Origin of the sequence: Bradyrhizobium sp. BLXBL-03 (assembly GCF_051853015.1) — a bacterium.
Lineage (GTDB): Bacteria > Pseudomonadota > Alphaproteobacteria > Rhizobiales > Xanthobacteraceae > Bradyrhizobium > Bradyrhizobium manausense.
In genome coordinates this window covers 3327169-3344039 of record NZ_CP182470.1, presented here as the reverse complement: position 1 = coordinate 3344039, position 16871 = coordinate 3327169, and the positions used below count along the sequence as shown (strand labels likewise).

At 64.3% G+C, this 16871-nt stretch carries 14 protein-coding genes; 5 read left to right on the top strand and 9 right to left on the bottom strand.

Annotated features, from left to right (window positions below):
- Positions 1–122 precede the first annotated feature (122 nt).
- The gene (locus ACNJX9_RS15830) at positions 123–1139 is read left to right on the top strand and encodes a magnesium and cobalt transport protein CorA (RefSeq protein WP_439409489.1); all 1017 of its coding nucleotides are present in this window, start codon (positions 123–125) and stop codon (positions 1137–1139) included.
- 151 nt (positions 1140–1290) lie between these two features.
- Here ACNJX9_RS15830 and purS read toward each other — a convergent pair whose 3' ends face one another.
- Positions 1291–1530, bottom strand: a complete 240-nt coding sequence (purS, locus tag ACNJX9_RS15825; protein ID WP_057747331.1) for a phosphoribosylformylglycinamidine synthase subunit PurS — start codon at positions 1528–1530, stop codon at positions 1291–1293.
- Positions 1531–1543: 13 nt separating this feature from the next.
- The gene (purC, locus tag ACNJX9_RS15820) at positions 1544–2311 is read right to left on the bottom strand and encodes a phosphoribosylaminoimidazolesuccinocarboxamide synthase (RefSeq protein ID WP_172782948.1); all 768 of its coding nucleotides are present in this window, start codon (positions 2309–2311) and stop codon (positions 1544–1546) included.
- Between the two features lie 491 nt (positions 2312–2802).
- On the opposite strand from purC, the gene purB reads away from it, so the two are divergent.
- A complete protein-coding gene (gene purB / locus ACNJX9_RS15815; protein ID WP_439409488.1) occupies positions 2803–4242 on the top strand; it encodes an adenylosuccinate lyase in 1440 nt (479 codons plus the stop codon).
- A gap of 68 nt (positions 4243–4310) precedes the next feature.
- Here purB and cynS read toward each other — a convergent pair whose 3' ends face one another.
- The 4 genes from cynS to ACNJX9_RS15795 are packed head-to-tail and all read right to left on the bottom strand — an operon-like array spanning position 4311 to position 8006.
- The gene (gene cynS, locus ACNJX9_RS15810) at positions 4311–4799 is read right to left on the bottom strand and encodes a cyanase (RefSeq protein ID WP_439409487.1); all 489 of its coding nucleotides are present in this window, start codon (positions 4797–4799) and stop codon (positions 4311–4313) included.
- A gap of 13 nt (positions 4800–4812) precedes the next feature.
- Complete coding sequence (locus ACNJX9_RS15805; protein ID WP_439409486.1) at positions 4813–5739, bottom strand: ABC transporter ATP-binding protein; 927 nt, start codon at positions 5737–5739, stop codon at positions 4813–4815.
- Between the two features lie 3 nt (positions 5740–5742).
- Positions 5743–6582: a nitrate ABC transporter permease gene (gene ntrB, locus ACNJX9_RS15800; protein WP_439409485.1), complete on the bottom strand. Its 840-nt coding sequence runs from the start codon at positions 6580–6582 to the stop codon at positions 5743–5745.
- Between the two features lie 44 nt (positions 6583–6626).
- On the bottom strand, positions 6627–8006 hold the full coding sequence (locus ACNJX9_RS15795; RefSeq protein WP_439409484.1) for a CmpA/NrtA family ABC transporter substrate-binding protein: 1380 nt from the start codon (positions 8004–8006) through the stop codon (positions 6627–6629).
- A gap of 160 nt (positions 8007–8166) precedes the next feature.
- Between ACNJX9_RS15795 and ACNJX9_RS15790 the strand changes: the two genes are divergently transcribed.
- The gene (locus ACNJX9_RS15790) at positions 8167–10089 is read left to right on the top strand and encodes a sigma 54-interacting transcriptional regulator (protein WP_439409483.1); all 1923 of its coding nucleotides are present in this window, start codon (positions 8167–8169) and stop codon (positions 10087–10089) included.
- A gap of 145 nt (positions 10090–10234) precedes the next feature.
- Here ACNJX9_RS15790 and ACNJX9_RS15785 read toward each other — a convergent pair whose 3' ends face one another.
- Entirely contained in the window at positions 10235–11977 is a 1743-nt protein-coding gene (locus ACNJX9_RS15785) for a serine hydrolase (protein ID WP_439409482.1), read from the bottom strand.
- Between the two features lie 321 nt (positions 11978–12298).
- Positions 12299–13498: a TrmJ/YjtD family RNA methyltransferase gene (locus tag ACNJX9_RS15780; RefSeq protein WP_439409481.1), complete on the bottom strand. Its 1200-nt coding sequence runs from the start codon at positions 13496–13498 to the stop codon at positions 12299–12301.
- A gap of 325 nt (positions 13499–13823) precedes the next feature.
- On the opposite strand from ACNJX9_RS15780, the gene ACNJX9_RS15775 reads away from it, so the two are divergent.
- The gene (locus ACNJX9_RS15775; protein WP_057747340.1) at positions 13824–15038 is read left to right on the top strand and encodes an NADP-dependent isocitrate dehydrogenase; all 1215 of its coding nucleotides are present in this window, start codon (positions 13824–13826) and stop codon (positions 15036–15038) included.
- A gap of 102 nt (positions 15039–15140) precedes the next feature.
- Complete coding sequence (locus ACNJX9_RS15770) at positions 15141–15638, top strand: DUF3455 domain-containing protein (RefSeq protein ID WP_439409480.1); 498 nt, start codon at positions 15141–15143, stop codon at positions 15636–15638.
- Between the two features lie 4 nt (positions 15639–15642).
- On the opposite strand, the gene ACNJX9_RS15765 is transcribed toward ACNJX9_RS15770, so the two are convergent.
- Entirely contained in the window at positions 15643–16869 is a 1227-nt protein-coding gene (locus ACNJX9_RS15765; protein WP_057747341.1) for a cyclic nucleotide-gated ion channel, read from the bottom strand.
- Positions 16870–16871 lie beyond the last annotated feature (2 nt).

Below are 16871 nucleotides of genomic sequence, written 5' to 3'. Positions count from 1 at the left end.
CAATTCGTCAGGAGACATAGCCATTTGACGGGAATTTTACCAGTGCTAGCCTTGCGCAATGGCCTTGTACACAGGCCATAGCCAGGGCGGGTGAGCCCAACGATTTGCCCGGGATCGATGCCATGAATGTCCCGTCACGGCCCACCTCTGCTGCCGAACCAGTGCCCACCGAGGGCGTCGTCGCTGCCGGCGCCTATGTCGACGGCCGGCGCGTCGCCAATATCGCCATCAGCGAGGCCTCGAGCTGGCGGGCCAAGCCCGGCCACGTGGTCTGGATCGGATTGCACGAGCCCGACATGGCGCTGCTTGCCGCCGTGCAGAAGCAGTTCGACCTGCACGAACTCGCCATCGAAGACGCCAACCACGCCCATCAGCGGCCGAAGATCGAGCAATATGGCGAGGCCCTGTTCATCGTCGCGCGCACAGCGCAACTGATCGAGGGCCGGATCGCCTTCGGCGAGACCCACATCTTCGTCGGCGAAGGCTATCTGGTCTCGGTGCGTCATGGCCCTTCGACGTCCTACACACCGGTGCGCGAGCGCTGCGAAAGCTGTCCGCGGGCGCTCGCCCGCGGCGAGGACTACATCCTCTATGCGATCCTCGATTTCATCGTCGACAATTACTCGCCCGTGCTCGAGAGCATTCACGACGAGGTCGAGGGCATCGAGGACGACGTGCTCTCCAAGCCGATCACCAAGGCGCAGATCGAGCGCCTCTACATGCTCCGCCGCGACCTCTTGCGGCTTCGCAACGCGATCGGGCCTTTGGTCGAAGTCTGCCGCCGGCTGGAGCATGACGAGCTGTCGATGGTGCGGCAGGCCATGCAACCGCTGTTCCGCGACGTCACCGACCACGTCCGCAACATCCAGGAGCGCATCGATTCCATGCGCGAGGTGCTGGCCTTCGCGTTCGAGGCGAGCCTTTTGGTCGGCCAGGCGCAGGAGACGGCGGTGTCGAAGAAGCTCGCCTCATGGCTTGCGATCCTCGCCGTCCCCACTGCCGTCGCCGGCATCTACGGGATGAACTTCAAATACATCCCCGAGCTGCAATGGGAGTACAGCTACTTCGTCGTCATGGGGCTGATGGCGCTCGCCTGCGCCGGCCTGTACTGGCGCTTCCGCCGCGTCGGCTGGCTGTGAGGCGAGCAGCTTGGTAGCCCGGTAGCCCGGATGGAGCCAACGGGTCGGCGCGAAGCGCCGCCCGATGACAGGCTCCGCGCAATCCGGGGGCTCCATCGCCGATAGCCCCGGATTTCGCTTCGCTGCATCCGGGCTACGGGTGCAGCATCACTCAGACGATCTCGACGCGGTAGTTCTCGATCACGGTATTCGCCAGCAGCTTGTCGGCGGCGTCCTTCAGCGCTGCTTGGGCCTTGGCCTTGTCGGCGCCGGCGAGCTCGATGTCGAACACCTTGCCCTGGCGGACGCTGGCGACGCCGTCGATGCCGAGCGACTTCAGCGCGCCTTCGATGGCCTTGCCCTGCGGATCGAGGATGCCCGTCTTCAGGGTAACGGTAACACGTGCCTTCACGTCGATATTCCTCTTAGCTCTTCACCAGCACGGGACCCGTGCCCTGCGGACGTTCGTTCTCCATGAGAATGCCGAGGCGCTTTGCCACTTCCGTGTAAGCCTCGAGCAGGCCGCCGAGATCCCTGCGGAAACGGTCCTTGTCGAGCTTCTCGTTCGACTTGATGTCCCACAGGCGGCAGCTGTCCGGCGAGATCTCGTCGGCGACGATGATGCGCATCATCTCGTTCTCGAACAGGCGCCCGCACTCCATCTTGAAGTCGACGAGGCGGATGCCGATGCCGAGGAAAAGGCCGGTGAGGAAATCGTTGACGCGGATGGCGAGCGCCATGATGTCGTCGATCTCCTGGGGCGTGGCCCAGCCGAACGCGGTGATGTGCTCTTCCGACACCATGGGGTCGTTGAGCTGGTCGTTCTTGTAGTAGAACTCGATGATCGAACGGGGCAGCTGGGTGCCCTCCTCGATGCCGAGGCGCTGCGACAGCGAGCCGGCGGCGACGTTCCGCACCACCACTTCCAGCGGCACGATCTCGACCTCGCGAATCAACTGCTCGCGCATGTTGAGGCGGCGGATGAAGTGGGTCGGCACCCCGATGTCGTTGAGGTGCTGAAACAGGTACTCCGAGATCCGGTTGTTGAGGACGCCCTTGCCCTCGATCACCTGATGCTTTTTCGCGTTGAACGCGGTGGCGTCGTCCTTGAAGTGCTGGATCAGGGTACCGGGCTCGGGACCTTCGTAAAGAACCTTTGCCTTGCCTTCATAAATGCGACGCCGACGGCTCATTGGGATGTACCGTGTTTTGTTGAAATCCATGTATTTGGTGTGCTCCGGTTACCAGGTTACGACCCACAGCGGAGCTGCCGTGAACGGCTGGGAACCCATCTATAACCCAAGGAAAACCTGAGGAAACAGAACGGGAACCAAGCCTTCAGGCAACCTATCCGATTGGCTGTCTCAGCACAATCGATCCGGCCCATCCGACGCTGACTTATACCGCCTTGCCTGCGGCTTTACGGCTCGTTGTTTCGCCGATCCTGCCCTTTATCTAGGCATGCGCAGGGCCCCTCGCAACGAGGGCCGCCTCGAATCGCTGGCTGGGTGACGGCCACGGTCCGGGCGGCGAAATTGGCCATGATCTTGCGCAGGACGTCGCGCCGGGATGAGCGATCTGGTCGCGGTCGCGGCGGCCGAAGTGAAGGCCGGCAAGTAAGCTTAACAGCGAGCGGCGGGCTGCTGGTCCTCCCGGGCTTGCAGCCGGCCCCCGGCGGTGCCAAATGGGCGGCATGTCTCAGGATCACATCTCCAACGTCCTCGCCCAACGCTACGCCTCGCCTGCCATGCGCGCCATCTGGAGCGGCGAAGGCAAGGTGCGCCTCGAACGCGACTACTGGATCGCCGTGCTGAAAGGCCAGCGCGACCTTGGTATCCCGGTGCCAGATGGCGTGATCGAGGCTTATGAGCGCGTCAAGGACCAGGTCGACCTCGACTCCATCATGCGGCGCGAGCGCATCACCCGCCACGACGTCAAGGCCCGGATCGAGGAGTTCTGCGATCTCGCCGGTCACGAGCACCTGCACAAGGGCATGACCAGCCGCGACCTCACCGAGAATGTCGAGCAGCTCCAGGTCTATCGCGGGCTCCAGCTGATCGAGACCAAGAGCATCGCCGCCCTCATTCGCTTTGCCAAGCACGCCAAGCACTTCCGCGACATGCCGTTCACGGCGCGCACGCACAACGTCGCCGCACAGGTCACCACGCTCGGCAAGCGCATCGCCATGTTCGGCGAGGAGATGCTGGTGGCGCATCAGAGCCTCGTCAGCGTGCTCGACAGCTATCCCGCGCGCGGCCTGAAGGGCGCCGTCGGCACCAGGCTCGACCAGATCACTTTGTTCAACGGCGATGCCGGCAAGGCGCGCGCGCTCGAGCAGCGCATTCTCGTCCATCTCGGCCTGCCCAGGAATTTTGACGCAGTCGGCCAGGTCTATCCGCGCAGCCTCGACTTCCGCGCCGTCAGCGTGTTGACCGAGCTTGCCAGCGGTCCCGGCAATTTCGCCAAGACGCTGCGCCTGATGGCGGGCCATGAGCTCGCCAGCGAAGGCTTTGCCAAGGGCCAGGTCGGCTCGTCCGCGATGCCGCACAAGATGAACAGCCGCTCCTGCGAGCGCATCAACGGCCTGCATGTGGTGCTGAAGGGCTATCTCGCGATGGCCGCAGGGCTCGCCGGCGACCAGTGGAACGAAGGCGACGTCTCCTGCTCCGTGGTCCGCCGCGTCATGCTGCCCGATGCGTTCCTGGCCATGGACGGCCTGCTCGAGACCCTGCTCTCGGTGCTCGACCAGATGGAAATTTTCGACGCCGTCGTCGCCACCGAGCTCAACCGCTATCTGCCCTTCCTCCTCACCACCACGGTGATGATGGAAGCGGTGAAGAAGGGCGCGGGCCGCGAAGGCGCGCATGAGGCGATCAAGGAGCACGCGGTCGCGGCCATCAGAGACCTGCGCACCGGCAAGGTCGTGCAGAACGATCTGCTCAAGCGTCTCGCCGCCGACCAGCGCCTCGGCCTCAGCGAAGCCGAGCTCGCCCGCGTGCTCGAGCACGGCCGCGGCAATTCCGGCGACGCCGGCGCCCAGGTCGACTATTTCGCCGAGCAGGTCGACGCACTGGCCAAGGCAAAGCCTGAAGCCGCCAAGTACATGCCGGGTTCGATTCTCTAGCGAATAGTGAGTAGCGAGTAGCGAATGGTTGGAGTCCATTCGCCACTCGCAATTCGCCACTCGCCCCCTCAACCCTCCTTGAACCCGTACTCCGGCACGTTGCCGCTGGCGCCGTAATATTTGTACGGCAGGAACTTGCCTGACATCGTGATCTTGACGCGATCGCCCTTCGGGTTGGCGACGCGCTCGATGCCCATGTCGAAATCGATCGCCGACATGATGCCATCGCCGAACTCTTCCTCGATCAACGCCTTCCAGGCCGGACCATTCACCATCACCATCTCGTAGAAGCGGTAGATCAAGGGATCGGTCGGCGGCATCGTCGTGCCGGTGCCGCGCATCGGCACCTCGTTGAGCATCGCGATCTCGGCCTTCGACAGGCCGAACAGCTCGCCGGCGTTCGCGGCCTGCGGCTTGGTCAATTTCATCTGGCCCATGATCGCGCCGACGATCAGCACCTCGGAATAGCCGCCGATCTTCTCGCAGATGTGCTTCCAGCTCCAGCCCTTCTCGCGCTTGATGTCGAGCAGTTTTTCGGTGAGGTCTTCGCGTTTCATGTCGGTCTCCTTGTTAGGCGCTCAATCCGGGATTGGTCCCGGGTGTCCGGATCTGTCGTTGCTGCTCTTCACTGCCCGAGGCGATCGTCAGTCCGGGCTTGCCGATGTGCACGGTCGGCACGTTGCGCGGATCGTGATCAGGCTGCTCGGCCACAAAGGTCTTGCTGCGCGTCACCAGGAAATCGATGATGTGGTTGCGCAGCGCGTAATAGAGCGGATGGCGGTGCAGGTCGGTGCGGGCACGATCCCTCGGCAACGGGTTCTCGACGACCTCTGCCAGCATTGCACCCGGGCCATTGGTCATCAGGAAAATCTTGTCGGCGAGATAGATCGCCTCGTCGACGTCGTGGGTGATCATGAATGCGGTCTGCCCGGTCTGAAGGCAAATCCGCCGCACCTCGTCCTGGAGCGTGCCGCGCGTCAGCGCATCGAGCGCCGAGAACGGCTCGTCCATCAGCATCATCTTCGGCGTGATCGACAGCGCTCGCGCGATGCCGACGCGCTGCTTCATGCCGCCGGAGAGTTCGGACGGTCGCTTGTGTTCCGAACCCGTCAGGCCGACGAGATCGATAAAGGTCTGGGCATGCGTCTTGACCTTGGCGCGGTCCCAGCTCCGCCATTTCGAGCTCACGGCATAGGCGACGTTGCCGAGCACGGTCCGCCACGGCAGCAGCGCGTGGCTCTGGAAGATCACGGCGCGGTCGAGGCTGGTGCCCGATATCGCCTGCCCATCGACGATGACGGCACCTTCGCTCGGCGCATCCAGGCCGGCGAGGATGTTGAGCACTGTGGTCTTGCCGCAGCCGGAATGGCCGATCACGCAAGCGAACTCGCCGCGCGCCATCGACAGCCAGAGATTTTCGAAGATCGTCGTCGTGGCACCGCCCGAGCCTGGATAGCGCTTCGCGATGCCTTCGATGGAGATGAATTTGTCGGTCACAGCCTACTCCGGAAACGTAACCATGCGCGTGAAGCGCGCAAGGATCTGGTCGAGCAGCATGCCGACGATTCCGATCAGGAGGATCGCGATGATCACGTTGGTGATCGAGAGATTGTTCCACTCGTTCCACACGAAGTAACCGATGCCGGTGCCGCCGACGAGCATCTCGGCGGCGACAATGACGAGCCAGGCAATGCCGATCGAGATGCGCATGCCGGTCAGGATGGTCGGCGCCGCCGCCGGCAGGATCACCGTGAAGGCCCGCCTGATGGTGCCGACCTCCAGCGTGCGCGCCACGTTGATCCATTCCTTGCGCACGCTCGCGACACCGAAGACGGTGTTGAGCAGCATCGGCCAGATCGAGCAGATGAAGATGACGAAGATCGCGGAGATCGAGGAATCCTTGATGGTGTAGAGCGCAAGCGGCATCCAGGCGAGCGGCGAGATCGGCTTCAGCACCTGGATGAACGGGTCGAGTGCCCGGCTCAGCAGTGGCGACATGCCGATCAGGAATCCGAGCGGAATGGCGACGAGCACCGCCATCAGGTAGCCGGTACCGACGCGCGCGATGGAATAGGCGAGTTGGATGCCGAGCCCCTTGTCGTTCGGCCCGTTGTCGTAAAACGGCCGCTTGAGGTGCTCCCACAGCTTGGCGCCGACGTCGAGCGGGCCGGGCATCGCCGACTTTCCTTGTGTCGCCGTCAGGCCCATCAGCTTGGCGTATTCAGGGCTCATGGTTGCAACGGATGCCGTCGATCGTGTGGCGAGGTGCCAGATGCCGAGGAACGCAGCCAGCAGCGCGATCGAGACGAGGCCGGCGCGGAGGCGGAGGTAGGATGTCATCGTGCAAGCCCTCTCCCCACGTCGTCCCGGCCTAGTGCGCATGATCACGATGCCTTCCTGATCTTGAAGCTCGCGACGTAATCCTCCGGCTTTGCCGGATCGAAATTCTTGCCCATCACCGCGAACGATTTGTAGCTGCTCCCCGGCGGCGTAAGCCCCATCTCGGTCATCAGCTTCTTTGTGTCTGTCGCCAGATACACCTGCTCGGCCACCGCCTTGTAGTCGACATCGCCCTTGATCTGGCCCCAGCGCTTCATCTGCGTCAGCATCCACACCGCGAAGGACTGCCAGGGGAAAGGATCGAAATCGACGCGCTTTGCGTCGGTCTTCACCCCGCCGAGACCGTCGGCATAGGTGCCGGTCAGCACCTGTTCCAGCACCGTCACCGGCGCGTTGATGTAGTTGGCGGGTGCGATGGCTTCGGCGATCTGCTTGCGGTTCTCCGCCTTCGACGCGTAAGCGGTGGCATCGACGATGGCTCGCGTCAGCGCCGCAAAGCTGTTCGGCGCCGTCGTGATGAACTCGCGGCTGGCGGCAAAGCTGCAGCAGGGATGGCCGTCCCAGATCTCCTTCGACAGCAAATGCATGAAGCCGACGCCGTCATAGATTGCGCGCTGGCAGACATTGTCGGGCGCGAGGAAGCCGTCGATGTTGTCGGCGCGGAGGTTGGCGACCATCTCCGGCGGCGGCACCGAGCGAAGTTGCACGTCGGTATCAGGATCGAGCCCGTGCTCGGCGAGATAATAGCGCAACAGGTAATTGTGCATGGAATAGTCGAAGGGGATCGCGAACTTCAGCCCCTTCCAATCCTTCGGGTCGCGCTTGTCCTTGTGCTTGGTCGCGAGCACGATGCCCTGCCCGTTGATGTTCTCGATCGCGGGCACGGCAAAGGGAATGGCGTTGGCACCAAGGCCGAGCGAGATCGCAATCGGCATCGGCGCCAGCATGTGTGCGGCGTCGTATTCCTTGTTGATGGTCTTGTCGCGGATCACGGCCCAGCCGGCGGTCTTGACCACCTCGACGTTGAGACCGTGCTTTGAATAGAAGCCGAGCGGCGCCGCCATGATGATGGGCGTCGCGCAGGTGATCGGGATGAAGCCGACCTTGAGGTCCTTCTTCTCGGGCGCACCGGTGTCGGCGAACAGCTCCGTTGCGGTCTTCAGCGGGAAGAATTGCGACAGTGCGGCAAGCGCGGTGGAGGCGCCGACCGATTTCAGGAAGGCGCGCCGCGCCGCATCCTGCGGAAACATCGCGCGCATCACCGCAGACGCAACGACACCCTCGTAGCGCTTCTCCTCGCTCTCGACCGGGTCGCAAGCCAGCGCTGCCGCCTGCTCGTGCTCTGCCGCGGAACGATGCTGGCCACAGGCGCAACCGGCCCGAAGCTTGCGATCGGGATCAAACGGGTTGTCGAAAATGGACATCGGACCTCCTGCGCATCATTGCGAGCAAGAGTTTAGCAAGGAGCATGCCATGCCCTCGGCAGCGGCCAGCACCTTGATAACGCAGCGGTTTTCCCCTGACTTGGTCATTACGAAAACTCGTGATAAACGAGATTTCGTAGTACAATTACGAGATTTCGCAATGGCAACGACGCCAATGCTCGCCCACGATGATGTGGCTCCAGCCATCGACCCACGCGTCGCAGCCTTCGAATCTTCGGTCGAAGCCACGCTGCTGGTCGATCCCTATGGCGATGAGATCATCGATGCCAATCCGGCCGCCTGCGCCCTGCTCGGCTATGACCGCGCGCTGCTGCGACAGACCAGAGCCAGCACCCTCCACGCCGGCGAGCTTCCGGCCCTCACCGTGTTCACCCAGGCCGTGCTTCACAAGGGCGCTTATTGGACCACGTCGCTCACCCCGCGCCATGCCACCGGGCAAACGCTCAGGCTAGAATATGCCGGCTGCCTGCTGCCCCATGACGGCCGCACGCTGCTGCTGCTGACGCTGACCGATCTCGAAGCGCGCCGCCGCCGCAATGTCGATGCCGCCGCCGAAGATCACATGCGCAGCGGCATCGCCACCTGGCAGCGGGTCGAGCGCGTGTTCCAGGACATCGAGCGCGAGAACCAGCTGATCCTGCGCGCCGCCGGCGAAGGCATCTATGGCGTCAATGCCGAAGGCAAGACCACCTTCGTGAACCCCGCGGCCGAGCGGATGCTGGGCTGGACGGCCGAGGAGCTGGTCGGCAAGGAGATCCATCCGATCGTCCACCACACCCATCACGACGGTCGGCACTATCACAACCATGATTGCCCGATCTATGCGGCGTTCCGCGACGGTGCCGTGCACCAGGTCGACGGCGAGGTGTTCTGGCGCAAGGACGGCTCGCCGGCCTGGGTCGAATACACCTCGACGCCCATTCGCGACCGCGGCGTCGTGGTCGGGGCGGTTGTGGTGTTTCGCGATGTCAGCCAGCGCCGCGAGGCCGACGAGAAGCTGCACGCCGCGCTCACCGAAGTGGATCGCCTGCGCGAACGGCTGGAGCTGGAGAACGCCTATCTCCAGGAGGAAATCCGCATCGAGACCAATCCGCGCGGCATCATCGGTCAAAGCGAGGCGATCCAGAAGACGCTGCGCCAGGTCAAGCTGGTGGCACCGACCACGGCCGCGGTGATGATCACCGGCGAGTCCGGCACCGGCAAGGAGCTGATCGCGCGCGCCATCCATGAGGATTCCACGCGCAGCGACCGGCCGCTGATCCGCGTCAACTGTGCGGCGATCCCGCGCGAATTGTTCGAGAGCGAGTTCTTCGGCCATGTCCGCGGCGCCTTCACCGGCGCGACGCGCGACCGCATCGGCCGCTTCGAGCTCGCCGATGGCGGCACGCTGTTCCTCGACGAGGTCGGCGAGATCCCGCTGGAATTGCAGGGCAAGCTGCTGCGGGTGTTGCAGGAGGGAAATTTCGAGCGCGTCGGGCAGGAGCGCACGCGCACGGTCGACGTCCGCGTCATCGCCGCGACCAACCGCGATCTCAAGCAGGAGGTCCAGCGCGGCCGTTTCCGCGAGGACCTCTATTTCCGCCTCAACGTATTCCCGATCGAGACCGTCCCCTTGCGTGATCGGCGCGAGGACATTCCGCTGCTCGCCCAGCATTTTCTCAACCGCGAGGGCAAGGCGCTGAAGTCGAATTTGCGCCTGTCGGAGGGCGATGCGCGGCGGCTCGCCCGCTACGACTGGCCCGGCAATGTCCGCGAATTGCAGAACGTGATCGAGCGCGCCGCGATCCTGTCGCAGAACGGCCGCCTGCGCATCGATTTGCCTGATGCCTCGGGCACACAAGCTGCGACCGGCACCGCGCGCCAGAAGGCCGAGGCACGGCCGGCCGTCATGACATCATCCGAAATGCGCGACCACGAGCGCGCCAACATTCTGGCCGCGCTAGAGGCCTGCGCTGGAAAAGTGTTCGGCCCTGGCGGCGCAGCCGAGATGCTGGACATCAAGCCGACCACGCTGGCCTCGCGGATCAAGGCGCTGGGCATCGCGCCTCGTCCGCGGAAGTGACGGCGCGTTCATAGGGTGGATTAGCCCCGCAGATGCGCGATGCGCATCTGCGGGGCGTACCAACTTCGCCCCCGCATGAGCTCAGGCAGGGTGGATTACGCCTTCGGCTAATCCACCCTGCGAACCGCCAGCTAACTCATCCGCCCTACGGGCTGCGCTTCGCGATGAAGGTGCCGTTCGGCTGGTGGTACACGAGTTCCTCGATCGCACCGGACGGGCCGCGGCGGAATTCGGTGCGATAGCCGTCGAGCTGAACGATGCCGAACGTCGCGCCCTGGTAGGGCCGCAACCGGTAGAGCGGCACGAACGGAATTTTCAGCGTCAGCTCGCCCTCGGCATCCTCGGTGACCACGTGGGTCTGATCGCCGCGAACATATTCGCCGACGCAGGCCGACCGGAACACAGGGTCGATACATTCGCCGGCGGCGGCGCGCGTGAAGACGATATCCGGCACGAGCGCCTCGAGTTGGGCCGAGAGGCTAGCAATGTTGCCGTCGCGGTCGGTTGCAAAGCTAATCACGAGATCGTCCGGATTGAGCTCTCCGAAAACGTAAGGCAGCTGGAACGAATCGTAATGCCGGTGCACGAGCTTCGCCTTGGTGCCGCGCCAGGCCCAATGCAGGCTGTCGCCGTCTTGGGTGATGACCACCCGGCCATAGGCCGGGTGCTCATAGGCGCCGCAAAAATCCGCGAGATCATGGCTGGGCTTCGTGTTCGGCTTGCGCGCCGTGGGCTTCGCCGCCTCGTCGCTTTTCTGCTGCGCCAGCGCCTTGCGGCGCATGTCGCGCAGGCGGTCCAGCCACGGCACGGGTTCGTTGCCGGCAAGATGATCGTGAACGCGGTTGATCAGGATGCTGGACACCGGGTTGGCGCCGGTGTTGGTGAAGACGGCGACGCCGGTGTTTTGTGCCGGCATGAGGCGCATCAGCGTGCTCCAGCCGAGCCAGCCGCCGGAATGTCCGACCACGCGCTCGCCGCGGTAGGTGGTGTTGTTGAAGCCCAGCCCGTAATGCGAATGGCCGAACTCCTCCCACTCAGCAGCGCTTGCGAAGACGAGCGGCGATTGCATCTCCCGGACCCGCGTGGACGACAGCAGGCGCTCGCCGGCGAACTCGCCTTCGGCCAGCAAGAATTTCATCCAGTTGGCAAGGGCGGCAACCGAGGTGACGATGGCGCCGGCGCCCGTCGTGGTGATGGGAAAGAATTTGCTGCGCGAGCGCACGTCGCCGCGTTCCACCAGATAGGGAACGGCGGCGTCGGTGGCAGCGGCGTGCTCCTCGGCCGAAAAGCCGACCGGCATCCGCAATTTGTCGGTCAGCCGGGTGCGGATGAAATCTTCATAGCTCTGACCACTGATGCGCTCGACGACAAGGCCGGCGACATTGTAGGCGAGATTGTTGTATTGAAATTCGGTGCGGATGTCCCGGGCCGGCTCGAGGTAACGCAGCGCCGTCATCATCTCGTTGCGTGAGAGATCGGCTGGAATCCAAATCCAGTCGTGGCGGGGCAGGCCGGAATGATGGCTGAGCAGATCGCGCACGGTGACGCGCTCGGTCGCGATCGCGTCATGCAGGCGGAATTCGGGAATGACGTCGCGGACCGGCTTGGTCCAGTCGAGCCGTCCCTCGTCCACCAGCAGCGCCAGCGCCGTGGCGGTGAACGTCTTGGTGATCGAGCAGATCAGGAACTGCGTCTCCGGCGTCGCGGGCAGCCCGGACTCGACGTCGCGCTGGCCCCATGCCCTGAGCAGCACCGTCTCGCCGTCCTGCACGACGGCGAGCGTCACCGCCGGCACCTGCCACTCCGCCATCGCCTCCGCGGCCAGCGCGTCGAGCCCGGGGATGAGGGTTGTGATGGTCGTATCGCTTTGGGCAGATCGACTGGACATGTCACATTCCCTCTTCCGCTCGCCGCCACAACCGCTGGATGACGACGCGCAATGTTACGAACCGTAGCATTGGCGACCGACCGATTGCAAGCTGTAGGCGAAACGACGCGAGTCATCGCTTCCGCCTTCGCTCGTCGAACGTAGGTCGGATTGGCGGCCGTAGTCTGTGCCTTTCTTTTGGCGCAGATCGTTACCCTCGCTACAAGGGAGGTCTCGTAGGGTGGGCAAAGGCGCCCTTGCGCCGTGCCCACGATCTCTCAATGATGGATGGAAGCCGTGGGCACGCTTTCGCTTTGCCCACCCTCCGAGACCTTGCCCAGCCTACGCGCTCTGCTCGACCATCCCCTGCAGTCGCACCAGCTCCGCCTCGAGATCCCGCTCCACATCGGCGGCCCGGATCTCCAGCACGCGGTAATCCCGCGCCTCCAGCCACGCCCGCCGCGACGCGCGATCAGCGGCAATTGTGTCGCTTTCGCCCGGATTGACCAGCTCGATCGCGATCCGGTGCGGGAATGATACGAAGTCCGGGATGTGGCGGCCGACCGGCGTCTGGCGCTTGAACTGGCCTGCGAAGCGGCGGTCGCGGGTCAGTGCCTGCCAGAGCAGTCGCTCCGCATCGGTCGGGTTGCGCCGGAGCAGGCGTGCAAGGCCGCGCACGGTCGAGCCGCTGTCGGGCGCCCCGCCAGCCTGCCCGTGCTCGGCCAATAGCGCGCGCAGGCGCGTCGCCTGCTCGCCGTCGAGCACGCCGCCCTTGGCCGGGCCCTTGCGCCCTTCCGCGATCGCCATCACAACACCGTGGAGCGTGTGCATGTCCTGCTTGGTCGGCTCCATGCGGGTGAAGATGTTGCGCAGGTTCACCAGCATGGTGTCGCGCTTCTCGGCCGGGCGCAGGAATTCGACCTTGTCGAGCTCGCGCACGAGATTGTCGAAGAAGGCGTTGATCTGGTGCTGAGAGGCGCGCTCGGAACGTTCAGGCATGCTGTGAGGCAGCTCGCCCGCCGTCATCAGCTTGAACCATTCATAGCCGACCAGCAGCACCGCCTGGGCGAGGTTGAGCGAGGCAAAGCCCGGATTGACCGGGAAGGTGATGATGCGGTTGGAGAGCCCGACCTCCTCGTTGGTCAGCCCCCAGCGTTCGCGGCCGAACAGGATACCGCACCTGCCGCCGGTCGCGACATGCCCGGCGATCTCGCTGGCTGCCGACTCCGGCCCGACCACGGGCTTGGCCTGGTCGTGTGGGCGCGCGGTGGTGGCGAACAAGAGGTCGAGGTCCGCAACCGCCTGCTCGACGGTGTCGAACAGTTCGACCTTTTCCAGGATGTGGTCGGCGCCGGCAGCTGCCCGCTGCGCGGCGATGTTGGGCCAGCCGTCACGTGGGTTGACGATGCGCAAGGCACCCAGCGCGAAATTGCCCATGGCGCGCGCGGCCATGCCGATGTTTTCACCGAGCTGCGGCTCGACCAGGATGACGATGGGACCGTCGAGGGAAAGGCCCGTCTTGCTCTTGTCAGTCCCCGACATCTGGCTTCGCTTTCACAACTGTCTCAAGGCCTTGGCAAGGCCCGCTTAGGAAATGATTCAAGGCGGCAACCGGCGGGCCGGCGCTGCCCGCCTGTCGTTTGCCTGTCCTAATAAAATTCTCAAGGGAAATAACGGCTTGGATTCGACTTTTGAATCTCGCTTGAAACCTCACCCCCGCCCCGGGGCCCCGCTCCCCGTCTGTGGAAGCTGGATGGGCTAAAAGTGCATAATCGCTTGGCTTTCGCCCGCCGCGATCCAGTGCTAAGAGGCGGCGGATATTCACGCTGGCGCCAATGGCGCCGTTCCCAAGAGGGCTTCCCCGATCATGGCAAAAATCAAGGTATCCAATCCCGTCGTCGAGCTCGATGGCGACGAGATGACCCGGATCATCTGGCAGTACATCAAGGACAAGCTGATCAACCCGTTCCTGGATGTCGAGCTGCTCTATTTCGACCTGGGCATGGAGTACCGCGACAAGACCAACGATCAGGTGACCATCGACGCCGCCGAGGCGATCAAGAAGGTCGGCGTCGGCGTCAAGTGCGCCACCATCACCCCTGACGAGGCCCGGGTGAAGGAGTTTGGCCTCAAGCAGATGTGGAAGTCGCCGAACGGCACCATCCGCAACATCCTCGGCGGCGTGATCTTCCGCGAGCCGATCATCTGCAAGAACGTGCCGCGCCTGGTTCCGGGCTGGACCAAGCCGATCATCATCGGCCGCCACGCCTATGGCGACCAGTACCGCGCCACCGACATCAAATTCCCCGGCAAGGGCACCCTCTCGCTGAAGTTCGTCGGCGAGGACGGCACCGTGATCGAGAAGGAGGTGTTCAAGGCTCCGGGCGCCGGCGTCGCCATGGAGATGTACAACCTCGACGACAGCATCATCGACTTCGCCCGCGCCTCGTTCAACTATGGCCTCTTGCGCGGCTATCCGGTGTACCTGTCGACCAAGAACACCATTCTCAAGGTCTATGACGGCCGCTTCAAGGACATCTTCCAGGAGATCTTCGACAAGGAGTTCAAGAAGGAGTTCGACGCCAAGGGCCTGACGTATGAGCACCGCCTGATCGACGACATGGTGGCCTCGGCGCTGAAATGGTCCGGCGGCTATGTCTGGGCCTGTAAGAACTACGACGGCGACGTGCAGTCCGACACGGTCGCGCAGGGCTACGGCTCGCTCGGTCTGATGACCTCGGTGCTGCTCACCCCGGACGGCAAGACCGTCGAGGCCGAAGCCGCCCACGGCACCGTCACCCGCCACTACCGCGAGCACCAGAAGGGCAAGGAGACCTCGACCAACTCGATCGCGTCGATCTTCGCCTGGACGCGCGGCCTCGCCCACCGCGCCAAGCTCGACAACAACCCTGAGCTGGCGAAGTTCGCCTCGACGCTGGAGAAGGTCTGCGTCGACACCGTCGAGGAAGGCTACATGACCAAGGACCTCGCGCTGCTGGTCGGCGCCGACCAGCGCTGGCTCTCGACCACCGGCTTCCTCGACAAGGTCGCTGACAATCTGGTGAAGGCACTGGCGGCGTAAGCTGCCCTGCGCATTATTTTCGCCCGATCGGGGTTAGACATCATGATGGGCCGCGCGCAGGCGCCGCCCATTCGTTTTGACACCATCGGGCGGAGGTCTCTCATGTCGATCACCAATTTCGCCGTCGCCTGCCTGCTGCTCGCCATGGCCGGGCCGGCCGCCGCGGAGACGCTGCCAGATGCCATCGCCGCTCCCGGTGAAACCGTCGTGCTCAGCGTCCACGCCGAAGGCGCGCAGGTCTATGAGTGCAAGCCGGGCACCGACGGCAAGCTCGCCTGGACCTTCCGCGAGCCGGTCGCGACACTGCTCTCCGAGGGCAAGACCATCGGCCGCCACTATGCCGGCCCGAACTGGGAGCTCGCCGACGGCAGCGCCGTGGCCGGCAAGGCCATCGGCAACGCGCCGGGCGCGACGGCTGCCGATATCCCCTGGCTGAAGCTGGAGATCGCCTCCCGCCGCGGCAGCGGCGCGCTGACGCCGGTGACGACAGTCCAGCGCATCAACACCCATGGCGGCAAGCTCGACGGGACCTGCGACAAGGCCGGCGAGTTCAGAAGCGCGCCCTACTCGGCCGACTACATTTTCCTGAAGAAAGGCTGACCGCTCAGCGGTCGGTCCCCTCGCGCTCGGCCTGCGCCAGCTCCGTCGCCGCGAGATCGCCGGTCTCCTCGAGCCGCGCTTTCGCGGTGGTGTGGACATGGGCGGCGAGCGTCGGCATGCGCTCGATCAGGGCGTGAAAATGCTGCGCGTCCAGCACCAGCAGCCGCGTCTTGCGCGTCGCGGTCACCGTGCCGCTGCGTTTTGTTTTGTGCAGCAGCGCGATCTCGCCGAAGAAGGTGCCGTCGGCGAGCCTGACATGCTGGTTCGGCAGCGTGATCTCGACCTCGCCCGCGGTGATGAAATACATCGACGAGGCGGGATCCCCCCGTCGCACCAATATCTCGCCCTGCTCGATGGTGCGGGCGCGCAAGAGCCGCATGATATCGGCGATCTCGGCGGCCGACAGATGCGAGAACAGCGGCACCCGCGCCAGCATGCCCCAGGTGACGACGAAGTCGCGCCGCTTCACCTCTTCGGCAAAGGCGGTCGAGATGATCGCGACCGGCAGCGCGATCATGGCAAAACCCGAGATGATCGCGAACACCGAGATAAATTTTCCAAGCGCAGTCACCGGCACGACGTCGCCATAGCCGACGGTGCCGAGCGTCACGATCGCCCACCACATCGCATCCGGAATGGTGCCGAGCTTGGTCGGCTGCACGTCGCGCTCGATGGCATAAAGCAGCGAGGCGAAGGTCAGCACCACGCCGATCAGGATGACGACGCAGCCTATCAGCGCGCGCCGCTCGGCATGCACAGCCGCGAGCAGCGAGCGCATCGCCGGCGAATACCGTATCAGCTTGAAGAACGGCAGCACGCCAAGCGCGGCCAGCGTCGCGTGGCGCCCCATCACCAGCACGATTGCAGCGGGCAGGAACGCCATGAGGTCGATGATGCCGAGCGCCGAGAAGGCGTAGCCGAGCCGGTCTGACAGCGCCGAGCCCTTGCGCGGCGTGTGGCCCGCGACCGTCCACAGCCGCGCCGCATATTCCAGCGCGAACACGATCACGGCCAGAATCTTGATCGCCGAAAAGAGCGTGCCGTACCGCGCGTCCAGCTCCGGCACCGAGGCGAGGATCATCGCGACCACGTCGAGCACGATGACGCTGATGACCAGCTGGATGAAGCGCGACCCGACCGAGTAGGCCAGGGGATCGTGCTCCAGCAATTCGTAGAGGCGATCCCTTAGGTTCGGATCGCGAAGCCCACGTCCTCGCGGAACGAGGCGCATGG